At 67.7% G+C, this 12,794-nt stretch carries 11 protein-coding genes; 9 read left to right on the plus strand and 2 right to left on the minus strand.

Translation table 11 applies throughout. The features are described from left to right. Positions 1 to 146: 146 nt before the first annotated feature. From JYJ84_RS15795 to JYJ84_RS15815, 5 genes are all read left to right on the plus strand, one after another. The gene (locus JYJ84_RS15795; RefSeq protein ID WP_175223319.1) at positions 147 to 1,718 is read left to right on the plus strand and encodes a DUF3138 family protein; all 1,572 of its coding nucleotides are present in this window, start codon (positions 147 to 149) and stop codon (positions 1,716 to 1,718) included. A 26-nt stretch (positions 1,719 to 1,744) separates the two neighbouring features. Further along, positions 1,745 to 3,037 carry an FAD-binding oxidoreductase gene (locus tag JYJ84_RS15800; RefSeq protein WP_122950174.1) on the plus strand — a complete coding sequence of 431 codons (1,293 nt, stop codon included), beginning with the start codon at positions 1,745 to 1,747 and terminating at the stop codon, positions 3,035 to 3,037. A 72-nt stretch (positions 3,038 to 3,109) separates the two neighbouring features. Continuing rightward, complete coding sequence (locus JYJ84_RS15805) at positions 3,110 to 3,490, plus strand: cupin domain-containing protein (protein WP_122950173.1); 381 nt, start codon at positions 3,110 to 3,112, stop codon at positions 3,488 to 3,490. Between the two features lie 47 nt (positions 3,491 to 3,537). Further along, positions 3,538 to 4,953 carry an amidase family protein gene (locus JYJ84_RS15810; protein ID WP_175223320.1) on the plus strand — a complete coding sequence of 472 codons (1,416 nt, stop codon included), beginning with the start codon at positions 3,538 to 3,540 and terminating at the stop codon, positions 4,951 to 4,953. Between the two features lie 25 nt (positions 4,954 to 4,978). Next, positions 4,979 to 6,469, plus strand: coding sequence for an aldehyde dehydrogenase (locus JYJ84_RS15815; protein ID WP_175223321.1), 1,491 nt, complete (start codon positions 4,979 to 4,981; stop codon positions 6,467 to 6,469). 63 nt (positions 6,470 to 6,532) lie between these two features. On the opposite strand, the gene JYJ84_RS15820 is transcribed toward JYJ84_RS15815, so the two are convergent. Next, positions 6,533 to 8,386 carry an ABC transporter ATP-binding protein gene (locus tag JYJ84_RS15820; RefSeq protein WP_175223322.1) on the minus strand — a complete coding sequence of 618 codons (1,854 nt, stop codon included), beginning with the start codon at positions 8,384 to 8,386 and terminating at the stop codon, positions 6,533 to 6,535. A gap of 98 nt (positions 8,387 to 8,484) precedes the next feature. Beyond that, complete coding sequence (locus JYJ84_RS15825) at positions 8,485 to 9,504, minus strand: S9 family peptidase (RefSeq protein ID WP_175223323.1); 1,020 nt, start codon at positions 9,502 to 9,504, stop codon at positions 8,485 to 8,487. Positions 9,505 to 9,652: 148 nt separating this feature from the next. On the opposite strand from JYJ84_RS15825, the gene JYJ84_RS15830 reads away from it, so the two are divergent. From JYJ84_RS15830 to JYJ84_RS15845, 4 genes are all read left to right on the plus strand, one after another. Continuing rightward, positions 9,653 to 10,249: a TetR/AcrR family transcriptional regulator gene (locus tag JYJ84_RS15830; RefSeq protein ID WP_175223324.1), complete on the plus strand. Its 597-nt coding sequence runs from the start codon at positions 9,653 to 9,655 to the stop codon at positions 10,247 to 10,249. A 170-nt stretch (positions 10,250 to 10,419) separates the two neighbouring features. Next, entirely contained in the window at positions 10,420 to 10,986 is a 567-nt protein-coding gene (locus JYJ84_RS15835; protein ID WP_122950167.1) for a TetR/AcrR family transcriptional regulator, read from the plus strand. A gap of 224 nt (positions 10,987 to 11,210) precedes the next feature. Next, positions 11,211 to 11,636: an organic hydroperoxide resistance protein gene (locus tag JYJ84_RS15840; protein WP_174959891.1), complete on the plus strand. Its 426-nt coding sequence runs from the start codon at positions 11,211 to 11,213 to the stop codon at positions 11,634 to 11,636. Positions 11,637 to 11,701: 65 nt separating this feature from the next. Beyond that, a complete protein-coding gene (locus JYJ84_RS15845; RefSeq protein ID WP_175223325.1) occupies positions 11,702 to 12,736 on the plus strand; it encodes an alpha/beta hydrolase in 1,035 nt (344 codons plus the stop codon). Positions 12,737 to 12,794 lie beyond the last annotated feature (58 nt).

The raw sequence follows: 12,794 nt of genomic DNA on the forward strand, positions 1-12,794 counted from the left end.
CACCTCTCTATTCGTCGCCACCGCCAGATGTGTATAAGAGCCACCCGCCATGCCGCCCGCGCGCCCGCCGGCTGCGCCGCCGCTGCACGACCGTATCCCGCATCCCACGAAGTGACGAACAAAGACGAACGACTAGGAGACATTCCATGAAAAAGAAGATGCTCTGCGCGCTGATCGCCGGAGCGTTGCCGGGGCTGGCCGCGGCGAACTCGAGCGCCGACCAGATCCGGACGCTGCAGCAGCAGATCGCGGTGCTGCAACGGCAGATGAGCGCGCTGCAATCGCAGCTCGGCGCGAAGCCTTCGGCCGTACCGGCCTCGGCGAACGCGTCGAACGCGGCGACCGGCGCGGCGGCTGACCCGTCCGCACCCGGCTACGGGCAGGCACCGGCCGTGCTCACCAACGACGACCTGTCGGAGATCCGGCAGCAGGTCGCGAACCAGCAACTGAAGGTCGATTCGCTGACCGATGCCGCGCGCACGGGCCCGATCGCGGGGCTGTCGGTGACGGGCTACCTGGATCCGACCTACCTGTACAACCGGGGCGCCGGCACGTCGTCGTTCCAGTTCGCGAACCACGAGAACGCGTACACCTACTACAACAGCACGTTCGGCGACGTATTCCTCGACATCAAGAAGACCTTCGGTGTCGGCCCGACTGCGCCGTCCGCGGAAATCACGCTGATGCCGAACCGCGGCGCGGGCCTGTCGATGATGACGGGCAGCGGCTCGAGCGGCCTGAACATCATCAACACGGCGGTCCTGACCGTGCCGCTGTCGGGCACGACGGCGATCACCGGCGGTCTCGTGACGGGCTTCGGCGGCTACGAGTACCAGCAGTCGAGCCAGATGCTCACGCTCACGCACAACCTGCTGTACGACTTCTCCGATCCGGGCTCGTCGATCGGCGCGGGCGTCAACTACCAGAGCGCGGACGGCCACTGGGCGTGGAAGTTCTTCGTCGGCAACGAGCAGTTCCGCAGCGCGGGCGCGGTCACGCAGACCGGCGTCAACGCGCTCGGCGACCCGATCACGACCAGCAACAAGGTGCCGACCTTCACCGCGCGGGTCGATTACATGCACGGCAGCGCGCTCGACGTCGGCGGCTCGATCAGCATCGGCCGCCAGACGCTGCCGAGCGCGGTCGATCCGGCGACCGGCAACGTGCGCTACGGCGTGGGCGGCAACGCACCGAGCGCGTACGGCGCGTTCTTCTTCGGTGAAGCCGATGCGACCTACACGCTTGCCGATGCGCAGTACAACGCAGAGTTCGACTACGGCCAGCAGCAGCACGGCGCGTTCAACGGCGGGCTCGCGCAGTGGTTCGGGCTGTCGCTGCTCGCGCACCGCAAGTTCAACGCGCCGGTGGTCGGCCGCATGGGCGCGACGCTGCGCTACGACCTGCTCGTGAACCGGAAGAACGGCGGCGGCGGTTCGTCGATCGGTTTGAACGGTAACGGGATGGATCCGTACAACGGCTTCGGCATCGATGCGGACTGCCTCGCGATGTCGAAGGCGAATGGCGGTGTCGGCTTCGAATGCAAGGGCGCGACGCGGCAGGCCGCCGCGTTCGACCTGCTGTTCTACCCGACCCAGCAAGTGACGGTGAAGGTCGAATACCGGCACGACTGGGCGAGCAACAAGGTGTTCCTGCGTCACGACGGGTCGTACGAGAAGTCGAACGACCTGCTCGCCACCCAACTCATCTACGCGTTCTGACGCGACGCCGTTCGCGAGTCTTGCACATGCTCAAGTTCGAAAACCAGCAACATGTTCAGTCCTACTACGCAGCGACGGCCAACAACCGTACACGGTATCCGTCGCTCGACGGGGCCGTGACGGCCGACGTCTGCGTGATCGGCGGCGGGCTCACGGGCCTGTCCGCGGCACTCGATCTGGCCGAGCGCGGCCACTCGGTCGCGCTCGTCGAGGCGTCGAAGATCGGCTGGGGCGCGAGCGGCCGCAACGGCGGCCAGCTGATCGCCGGGTACGCGTGCGATATCGATACGTTTTCGGCCTACCTGCCGGAAGACGACGTGCGGCGCGTCTGGGCGATGGGGCTGGAGTCGATCGAGATCGTCCGGCAGCGGGTCGAGCGGTACGGCATCGATTGCGACCTGACCTCGGGCTTCCTGACTGCCGCGAACAAGCCGCGCCATCTCGATGCGCTGCGCGCGTGGCGCGATACCGCGGCGAGACGCTTCGGCTATCGCGGCTACGAGGTCGTCGAGCGCGCCGACATGCATCGCTTCGTCGCGTCGGACCGTTACGTCGGCGGTCTCCGTTACGAAGGCAGCGGCCATCTGCATCCGCTGAACTACACGCTCGGCCTCGCGCGGGCGGCGCACGAAGCCGGTGTGACGATCCATGAGGACACGCCCGCGCTTGCGCTCGATCGTGCCGCGCCGTATCACCGCGTCACGTGTGCGCGCGGGCACGTGGATGCCCGTCATGTCGTGCTGGCCTGCAACGCGTACCTGGGGCGGCTGGCACCGGCGCTCGCACGCAAGATCATTCCGGTCGCGACGTACCTGATCGCGACGGAGCCGCTCGGCGACGCGCGCGCGGCCGAAACGATGCCGGCCGATGCGGCGATTTGCGACACGAATTCGGCGCTCGACTATTTCCGGCTGACGCGCGACCGCCGGCTGCTGTGGGGCGGCAAGGCCAGCAGCTCGACGAACACGCCGCGCGACCTCGCGGCGGCGATGCGGCGCGACATGCTGAAGACGTTCCCGCAGCTGGCCGACGTGCGGATCGACTATGCGTGGGGCGGCCTGATCGACGCGACGATGAATCGCGCGCCGCATTTCGGCCGGCTCGAGCCGACCGTGTATTTCGCGCAGGGCTTTTCCGGGCACGGCGTCAACGTGACGGGCCTCGCTGGGCGGCTGATCGCGGAAGCGATCGACGCGCAGGCCACGCGCTTCGATCTGTTCGGCCGGATCCGCCATCGCGACTTTCCCGGCGGGCGGGCGCTGCGCACGCCGATGCTGGCGCTTGCCATGACCTGGCACCGGATGATGGACCTGCTCTGACCCGCGCGGGGGCAGCTCGTCCGTCCGCGCGACATTGAAACGTTTCGAATCACTCATGCCCTGGAGGCACTCATGACCAACATCACGAATCTCGTCGACCTGATGCGGGCACCGGCGAAGCTTACGCAGAGCCGCGTGCCGAGCGGGCTGCTGCTCGACGGCAATCCGCTGCAGACGCTGTCGCATCACTACATCAGCCCGTGCGGGGAATTCAGCTGCGGGATCTGGGAATGCACGCCCGGCCGCTGGACGATCGAGTACGACGAGTCGGAGTATTGCGAGATGCTGAGCGGCGTCGCGATCGTGCGCGCCGCGGACGGCCGCGAGCGGGTGCTGCGCGCGGGCGACCGCTTCGTGATCCCGCCGGGTTTTCGCGGCACGTGGGAAGTCGTCGAAACGTGCCGCAAGATCTATGCGTCGCACGCACCGCAGGCCGGACAGCCGGGCGCGTAACGCGCGGCCGGTTCAGGACAACCATCGAGATCAACGAGGAGCAACCCATGACCCAGGAATTGTGGCGTCTCAGCGCGGCCGAGATGGCCGAGCGCGTCGCGCGTCGCGACGTGTCTGCCACCGAACTCACGCGCAGCTGCCTGCAGCGGCTCGAGGCGGTGAACCCCGTCATCAACGCGATCGTCGACGTGATGGCCGACAGCGCGTTGCAGGCCGCATCCGATGCCGACGCCGCGATCGCGCGCGGCGCGCCGGTCGGCCCGCTGCACGGCGTGCCGGTGACCGTGAAGATCAACGTCGACACAGCCGGATGCGCGACGACCAACGGCGTGCGCGCGTTTTCGGACCTGATCGCGCACGAGGACAGCCCGGTGACCACGAACCTGCGCAAGGCCGGCGCGATCGTGATCGGGCGCAGCAATGCGCCGGCGTTTTCGTATCGCTGGTTCACCGACAACGACCTGCACGGCCGCACGTCGAATCCGTGGGATGCGTCGCTGACGCCGGGCGGCTCCAGCGGCGGTGCCGCCGCGGCCGTGGCCGCCGGCATCGGCGCGATCGCGCACGGCAACGACCTGGGCGGCTCGATCCGCTACCCCGCCTACGCGTGCGGCGTCGCCGGGTTGCGGCCCAGCACCGGGCGCGTGCCGGCGTACAACCCCACGCAGTCGAAGGACCGCACGCTCGCGGTGCAGCTCGCCTCCGTCCAGGGCCCGCTCGCGCGCACGGTCGGCGATCTGCGGCTCGCGCTCGACGCGATGGCGGCGGGTGACGCGCGCGACGCATGGTGGATGCCGGTCGCGCCGAATGCGCACGAAGCCGGGTTCCCCGCGCGCGTGGCCGTGTGCCCGGCGCTGCCGGGCGTGCCGTCCGATCCGGTCGTGGTCGATGCGATCCGGCAGGCCGCACGCTGGCTTGAAGAAGCCGGCTGCATCGTCGAGGAAGCGGTGCCGCCGCGAATCGCCGAAGCGTGCGAACTGTGGCTGGACCTGGTGACCAACGAAGCGCGCAGCGGCCTCGGCGACGTGATCATGCAGCACGGCGACGCGGCGATCCGTACCGCGTTCGCGAGCCAGCGCCGTCTCGCGACGCCGCTGGACCTCGAGGGCTACATGAACGGCCTCGCACGGCGTACCGCGCTGCTGCGCGACTGGCAGCAGTTTTTCGTGCGTTATCCGCTGCTGCTGATGCCGGTGTCGTGCGCGCAGCCGTTCGCGATCGACGCCGATCAGCACGGCGACGACGCGATGCGCGCGATCGTCGAGCGGCAGGGGCCGCTGCTCGCGACCGCGCTGCTCGGGCTGCCGGGGCTGTCGGTGCCGACCGGCATCCGCGCTGGCGTGCCGACCGGCGTGCAGCTCGTCGCCGGCCGCTTCCAGGAAGCGCTGTGTCTCGCCGCGGGTGAAGCGATCGAGGCGCGCGCGGGCATCTTTACGCCGATCGATCCGGTCACCGGGTCGTGATGCGCGACTTTCCACGAGGAAACGCATGAATCAACCGACATTCGAAGACTGGCAGGCTCGCGCGGCCGTCGTGCGGGTCGAAGGGCGCGCATTCATCGACGGCGAGGCGCGCCACGCGCAAACCGGCGCGACCTTCGCTTGCGTGAGCCCAATCGACGGTTCCGTGCTCGCGCACGTGGCCGATTGCGGCGCCGACGACGTCGACCTCGCGGTGGCGGCCGCGCGCCGCGCGTTCGACGCGCGGAGCTGGGCCGGCATGAATCCGCGCGCCCGCAAGGCGGTGCTGCAGCGCTGGGCCGCGCTGATGCGCGAGCACCTCGACGAGCTCGCGCTGCTCGAGACGCTCGACACCGGCAAGCCGATCGCCGATACCACCGCGATCGACGTGCCGGCGGCCGCGCATTGCGTCGACTGGTATGCGGAGGCGATCGACAAGGTCGGCGGCGAAGTCGCGCCGGTCGACCATCATCTGGTCGGGCTCGTCACGCGCGAGCCGATCGGCGTCGTCGCGGCCGTCGTCCCGTGGAATTTCCCGCTGCTGATGGCCGCGTGGAAATTCGCGCCGGCGCTCGCGGCCGGCAACAGCGTCGTGCTCAAGCCATCCGAGAAATCGCCGCTCACCGCGATCCGTGTCGCGCAGCTCGCGTGCGACGCGGGCGTGCCGCCCGGCGTGTTCAGCGTCGTGCCGGGCGGCGCGGAGCCGGGCAGGGCGCTCGCGCTGCATCACGACGTGGACTGCATCGCGTTTACGGGGTCGACGCGCACGGGGCAGCAGATCATGGCGTGCGCCGCGCAGTCGAACCTGAAACGCGTATGGCTCGAGCTCGGCGGCAAGTCGCCGAACATCGTGCTGCGCGATTGCCCCGATATCGACCGCGCCGCGCAGGCGGCCGCCGACGCGATCTTCTTCAACATGGGCGAAGTGTGCACGGCCGGCTCGCGCCTGCTCGTGCATCGCGACATCAAGGACGCATTCGTCGCGAAGCTGGTCGACGCGTCGCGGCGCTACGCGCCCGGGCATCCGCTCGATCCGTCGGTGACGATGGGGGCGATCGTCGATCGCACGCAGCTCGACCGGGTGATGGGGTATATCGGCGCCGGGCGCGACGAAGGCAAGCTTGTGACGGGCGGCGCGCGCGTGAAGGAGGAAACGGGCGGGTTCTATGTCGAACCCACGGTGTTCGAGGTGAAGCCCGATGCGAAGATCGCGCGCGAGGAGATTTTCGGGCCGGTGCTGTCGGTGATCGTGTTCGACGATGTCGACGAGGCCGTGCGGATCGCCAACGACACCGAGTATGGACTGGCCGCGGCCGTCTGGTCGGCCGATCTCTCGACCGCGCATGCCGTGGCGCGGCGGTTGCGCGCGGGCACCGTGTGGGTCAACTGCTATGGCGACGGCAGCGACGACATGAACTTCCCGTTCGGCGGCTACAAGCTGTCGGGCAACGGCCGCGACAAGTCGCTGCATGCACTCGACAAGTACACCGAGCTGAAGTCGACGGTCGTGCGGTTGTAACGTCGGAGGCAACGCGCGGCCTGAACTACGAGGCCGCGCGTCTCACGCATCCGGATGAGCGGCTTACTGCTCCGCCTTCTCCACATCCGCCGTTTCACCGAGGAACCCGCCGCTCTGATGCGCCCACAGCCCCGCATAAATACCGCCTGCCTGCAGCAACTGCTGATGCGTGCCTTCCTCGACGATGCGCCCTTCGTCGAGCACGATCAGCCGGTCCATCGCCGCGATGGTCGACAGCCGGTGCGCGATCGCGATCACCGTCTTGCCGCTCATCAGATCGTCGAGGCTGCGCTGGATCGCGACCTCGACTTCTGAATCGAGCGCACTGGTTGCCTCGTCGAGCACGAGAATCGGCGCGTCCTTGAGCATCACGCGCGCGATCGCGACGCGCTGCCGCTGGCCGCCCGACAGCTTCACGCCGCGCTCGCCGACCTCGACGTCGTAGCCGCTGCGGCCGTGGCGATCGCGCAGCCGGTCGATGAACTCGGACGCTTCCGCGCGCATGGCCGCGTCGTGCATCTCGCGCTCGGTCGCGTCGGGGCGCCCGTACAGCAGGTTCTCGCGCATCGTCCGGTGCAGCAGCGACGTATCCTGCGTGACCATCCCGATCGCGCTGCGCAGGCTGTCCTGCGTCACGTGCGCGATGTCCTGCCCGTCGATCCGGATCGTGCCGCCGCCCACGTCGTAGAAGCGCAGCAGCAGGTTCACGAGCGTCGACTTGCCGGCACCCGAGCGGCCGATCAGGCCGATCCGCTCGCCGGGCCGGATCGTCAGGTTCAGCCCGTCGAACACCGCGCGGTCGTTGTCCTCGTGCGCGAACTGCACGTTGTCGAACACGATCCCGCCGCGCTGCACCGCGAGCGGCTTCGCATCGGGCGCGTCGACCACGCTGCGTACCTTCGTCAGCGTATTGATGCCGTCCTGGATCGTGCCGACGTTCTCGAACAGCTCGGTCATCTCCCACATGATCCAGTGCGAATAGCTCGACAGGCGCAGTGCCATCGCGATCACCGCCGCGACGACGCCGGCGCTCACCTCGCCGTGCATCCACAGAGCCAGCGCGAGGCCGGTCGAGCCGACCAGCAGCAGCGTCGACAGCAGGTGGTTGACGACCTCGAACGCGCTGACGAGCCGCATCTGCGCGTCGCCGGTCGCCTTGAACGCTTCCATCGCGCGGCGCGCGTGGTCGGCTTCCCGCCGCGTGTGCGAGAACAGCTTCACGGTCGTGATGTTCGAATACGCGTCGGTGATGCGGCCCGTCATCAGCGCGCGCGCATCGGCCTGGCGGCTGCCGACGTCACCGAGGCGCGGCACGAAATACGCGCACGCCAGGCCGTAGCCGAGCGCCCACAGCGCGAGCGGGATCATCAGCCGCCAGTCGAAGCTGGCCGCGAGCGCGAGGATGCCGATCAGGTACGCGGCGACGCCGATCACGACGTCGACCGACATGAACAGCGCATCGCGCACCGCGAGCGCGGTCTGCATGATCTTGGTCGTCACGCGGCCCGCAAATTCGTTCGCGTAGAACGACAGGCTCTGGTCGAGCATCAGCCGGTGAAACAGCCAGCGCAGCCGCATCGGGAAGTTGATCGCGAGTACCTGGTGCTTGACCATCGTATGCAGCGCGATCAGCAGCGTACTGCCGGCGAGAATCGCCGCGAAGCCGGCGAGCGTGCCGAAGTGCCGGCCGCCGAATTCGGCCGGCGTCGCGGACGCGAGCCAGTCGACCACGCGGCCCATCATCGCGAACAGCGCGGCTTCGTAGGCGGCCAGCGCGGCCGACGTCAGTGCGATCAGCAGGACCCAGCTGCGCGCGCCTTTCGTGCATGCCCAGACGAACGAGAAGAATCCCCGCGGCGGCGTGGCGGGATCTTCGAGCGGGAAAGTCGGCAGGCGCCGTTCAAACCACGAAAACATTGAAACCTCTCCTTGATGCGGCCACGCCGACCGGCGCGGCCCGTATTGCCCGTTTCATGCGCGACGCCCTTAGCGGCGGCGCCGTGTTGCACACGTGTTCACTGCGCGCGGATCCACGCTTCGATCGGGCCGAGCGTGCCCGGTGCATACGCATCGCGCCCGAGCGCCGTGTACAGCCACTGCTTCCACGTCGGCCAGTCGGACTCGAGCTGGTAGTCGAACCAACTGCTGCGCAGCAGCGCATGCGTCGCATCGGGCACGACCGCCACGCGCCGGTCGGGCTGGTTCGCGAACGCATGCGTGTAAGCATTCGCCTCGTCGACCGGATCGACATTGCGGTCCAGCGCGCCCCACACGGCCAGCACGGGCCCCTGCATCGTCGCGAGCGCCTGTGAAGCGTCTTCCAGGTAGTTGCGCGCGATGAAGCCGAAGCGGCGCGGCTCGATGTCGGGACGGCGGCGCGGATCGGCCGGCACGTCCGCCTGGCCGAAGATCGCGTCGTTGTCGCGTCGCTCGGCGGCCAGTGTCGCATCGATTCGATCCGGCTGCAGGCCGGTTGCCTCGAGCTGCTGTCGCGTGAGGTAAGTGCCTTGCCGGCGCCAGCTGACGGCGCCGCCGACGATGACCGAGAACGCGGGCCGCACCGCATTCGCGACGCGCGGAATGACCCAGCCGCCCTGCGAGAAGCCGAGCAGGCCGATCTTGTGCGCGGGACCGACGGTGGCGCGCACGCGCGCCATCGCGGCGATCGTTTCGTTCGCGCGATCCTGCATCGATTGCGTGAGCCAGTCGCCGCTGCTGCGGCCGGTGCCTTGCTTGTCCCACGCGAACACGCCGATGCCGGCGTCGAGCAGGCTGTTGACGAGCGGCAGCATCGCGTCGTCCGAGAAGCGCGTGCGCGGCCCGTCGCCGTGGACGAGCAGCACGATCGGCGCATCGGGCGCGTGGGCCGGCAACGCAAGCGTGCCGACGAGGTCGGCGTCGCCGGCGCGGAATGCGAGCGTCGCTACATCCGCGCCCTTCAGCTCGAAATCGGACAGGCCGCGCAACACGATTGCGCCAATCGCGGCCAGCAGGAGCAGGGCGAGCGCGATGCCGGCAATGACGATTCGTTTCAAGAGGCCCTCGGTGCGGTGGTGTGGGCGGACGTCGCAGGCGGCACGTACATCGGTACGGTACCTTGACGCCTGCGGGGCATCGCCATGATAATAGATCGACTAATCAGTCTAATAAAGATTTGAGTGATCGTCGAGCACGGAGTTCCTGTTGAGAAAGATCGACCCTGAAAGAGTGGAAGCGAAGCGGCGCCAGATCCTGGACGCCGCGATCGACTGTTTTGCGCGCGACGGCTTCCATGCGACGTCCACGGCCGCGATCTGCAAGGCGGCCGGCATGAGCCCCGGCAACCTGTTCCACTATTTCCCGACGAAGGCGGCGATCATCGAGGCGGTCGCGCAGGAGGACCAGCGCGAGATGGCCGAACTGTTCGCGCGGCATGCGAACGCCGACGATGCGCTGACCGCGATCGAGGAGATCGCGCTGGCATTGATGGAATTGTCGAGCGATCCCGTCTATGCGCGCATCAGCGTCGAGACCGCGGCGGAGGCGACGCGCAATCCGGATGTCGCCGCGCTGTTCGCGGCGAACGAGGCGCAGGTGAAAGGGCGGATGATCGCGCTGATCAAGCGCGGCGTCGCGCAAGGGAAGATCGACGGCAGCCTGAAGCCCGATCTCGTCGCGACCTGGCTGCTCGCGCTCGCCGAAGGCGCGGTCGGGCGCGTCGTGTTCGAGCCGGGGTTCAAGCCGCGCGCGCACCGGGCGATGCTGCGGACGATCATTCAGCGGATGTTGAAGCCACAGTAGGCATGGTCGTGCGGGTATGACGCACACCGGGTTCGGGCGCGATTCGAGCCCGGCGCGCGCGTTGCGCGGCCATTGGCCGGCGAGCACGGGCAGGGCGCCGGGCAGTTCACGGATCGCGCCCTCAAAAAAAGCCCTTGACTGTCTATCTATGAGTAGATAAAGTTCGGCGCATGGAAACGAAACCGACCGTCCGCGAACAGATTCTCGACCACGCGATCACGCTGATGATGCTGCGCGGTTACAACGGCTTCAGCTATCGAGACCTGTCCGACCTGGTGGGCGTGAAGACGTCGAGCATCCATTACTACTTCCCGTCGAAGGACGACCTCGTGCTGGAAGCGGTGTCGGTCTACAGCGACGATGTCCTCTCGGCCATGCGGGCGATCGATCCGGCGCTGCCGGCCGACGTCAAGCTGAGCCTGTACACGAAGATGTTCGGCCGCACGCTCGGCGACGGCAACATGATCTGCCTGTGCGGAATGCTCGCGGCCGATATCGAATCGTTGCCGGAGCATGTGCGGCAGGCCGTGCAGGCGTTCTTCAAGGCCAACGAGAGCTGGCTCGCGGAATTGCTGGCGCAGGGCGCGAAGGAAGGCACGCTGCAGTTCAGCGGCAAGCCCGAAACGGCCGCGCGCACGTTGTATGCGGCGTTCCAGGGCAGCGTGCTGGCCAGCCGGCTGTTTCACACGCGGGCGCGTCTCGAGGATGTCGAGGCGGTCTGGAAAACGCGGCCCTGACGGGCGGCGCAAGCGGTCAGGCGGTTCGCCGCCTTTTTATTGGATCTGGTTGTCTATCTGGTGATAGATAGATTGCTTGGGCAGGTGGATCAACCCCCTGCATTTTTTGGGGATGTTTATCTATCTATGAGTAGATAAGCAAATGCGAAACCGGCTGCCGAGCAGCCGGCACGCGGCCCCGGGTTGGAAGGCTGTTTCACTCACTGATTGAAAAGGAGTCTGTCATGTCGATCGAAAAAGTGCTGTACCGCGCCCATGCAAAAGCCACCGGTGGCCGCGACGGCCGTGCCACGGTGCCCGAGAGCGACCTCGACCTGAAGCTGGCCACGCCGCGCGAACTCGGCGGCGCGGGCGGTGCAGGCGCGAACCCCGAGCAACTGTTCGCCGCCGGCTACAGCGCGTGCTTCATCGGCGCGATGAAGTTCGTCGCGGCCCGCGACAAGATCGCGATGCCCGCGGACGCCGCGATCGAAGGCAGCGTCGGCATCGGCGCGATCCCGAACGGCTTCGGCATCGAAGTCGAACTGAAGATCGCGCTGCCGGGCCTCGATCGCGATACCGCGCAGACGCTGATCGATCGCGCACACCTCGTGTGCCCGTACTCGAACGCGACGCGCGGCAACATCGACGTCACGCTTACGCTCGTCTGATCGTACGCATTGCGAAACATCAACCGTTACATCGTCATTCACAGATTGAGCCAAGGAGTTACATCATGAAGATCGTCAAGCCGCTGCTGATCGCTGCCGCCGTCACCGCTGCACTGTCCGCCAAGACCACCGCGTTTGGCGCCGGCGCCGACGCCGTTCGGCCCGATGCGACGACGAGCGCATTCCTTGCCGCGCTGAACGGCCAGAAAGGCCCGGGCCTCGAAACGCTGAGCCCCGCGAAGGCGCGCCAGGTGCTGGTCGATGCGCAGAACGGCACGAAGGTCGACCTGTCGGGTATCGACGTGTCGAACCGCACGATCGAACAGGACGGCTTGTCCGTGCCGGTCACGATCGTTCGCCCGCAAGGTGCGACGGGTACGCTGCCGGTGTTCATGTTCATCCACGGCGGCGGCTGGGTGCTCGGCGATTTCCCGACGCATGAACGCCTCGTGCGCGACCTCGTCGTGCAATCGGGAGCCGTCGCGGTGTTCGTGAATTACACGCCGTCGCCGGAAGCGCATTACCCGGTCGCGATCAACCAGGCGTATGCGGCGACGAAGTGGGTGGCCGCGCACGGCGCGGAGATCGGCGTCGACGGCAGCCGCCTCGCGGTGGTCGGCAACAGCGTCGGCGGGAACATGGCGGCCGTGGTGGCGCTGATGGCGAAGGACAAGGGTGGCCCCGCGATCCGCTTCCAGGGGCTGATGTGGCCGGTGACGGACCACAACTTCAACACGGGCTCGTACAACGCGTATCAGCAAGGGCACTTCCTGACGCGGCCGATGATGAAGTGGTTCTGGGACGCCTATACGAAGAACGACGCGCAACGCGACGAGATCTACGCGTCGCCGCTGCGCGCGAGCACCGCGCAGTTGAAGGGCCTGCCGCCCGCGCTGATCCAGGTCGCGCAGTTCGACGTGCTGCGTGACGAAGGCGAAGCGTACGGCCGCAAGCTCGACGCGGCCGGTGTCGACGCCACGACCACGCGTTACGACGGCACGATCCACGATTTCGGCCTGCTGAACGCACTGGCCTCGGATGCACCGACGAAGGCCGCGATGAAGGCGATGGCGAATGAAATCGCGACGCGGTTGAAGTAACGCGGCTGGTTGGCACTCGCGCGGCCCTTGCGGTGGCGGCCGCGCGAGTGCCGATGAC

The sequence above is a fragment of the Burkholderia sp. LMG 13014 genome (assembly GCF_905232215.1).
Taxonomy (GTDB): Bacteria; Pseudomonadota; Gammaproteobacteria; order Burkholderiales; family Burkholderiaceae; genus Burkholderia.

Coding starts and splice junctions, on each gene's coding strand:
- JYJ84_RS15815 (WP_175223321.1), top strand. CDS start 4,979: ATGAATCAACCGACATTCGAAGACTGGCAGGCTCGCGCGGCCGTCGTG.
- JYJ84_RS15845 (WP_175223325.1), top strand. CDS start 11,702: ATGAAGATCGTCAAGCCGCTGCTGATCGCTGCCGCCGTCACCGCTGCA.
- JYJ84_RS15805 (WP_122950173.1), top strand. CDS start 3,110: ATGACCAACATCACGAATCTCGTCGACCTGATGCGGGCACCGGCGAAG.
- JYJ84_RS15840 (WP_174959891.1), top strand. CDS start 11,211: ATGTCGATCGAAAAAGTGCTGTACCGCGCCCATGCAAAAGCCACCGGT.
- JYJ84_RS15800 (WP_122950174.1), top strand. CDS start 1,745: ATGCTCAAGTTCGAAAACCAGCAACATGTTCAGTCCTACTACGCAGCG.
- JYJ84_RS15835 (WP_122950167.1), top strand. CDS start 10,420: ATGGAAACGAAACCGACCGTCCGCGAACAGATTCTCGACCACGCGATC.
- JYJ84_RS15795 (WP_175223319.1), top strand. CDS start 147: ATGAAAAAGAAGATGCTCTGCGCGCTGATCGCCGGAGCGTTGCCGGGG.
- JYJ84_RS15820 (WP_175223322.1), bottom strand. CDS start 8,386: ATGTTTTCGTGGTTTGAACGGCGCCTGCCGACTTTCCCGCTCGAAGAT.
- JYJ84_RS15810 (WP_175223320.1), top strand. CDS start 3,538: ATGACCCAGGAATTGTGGCGTCTCAGCGCGGCCGAGATGGCCGAGCGC.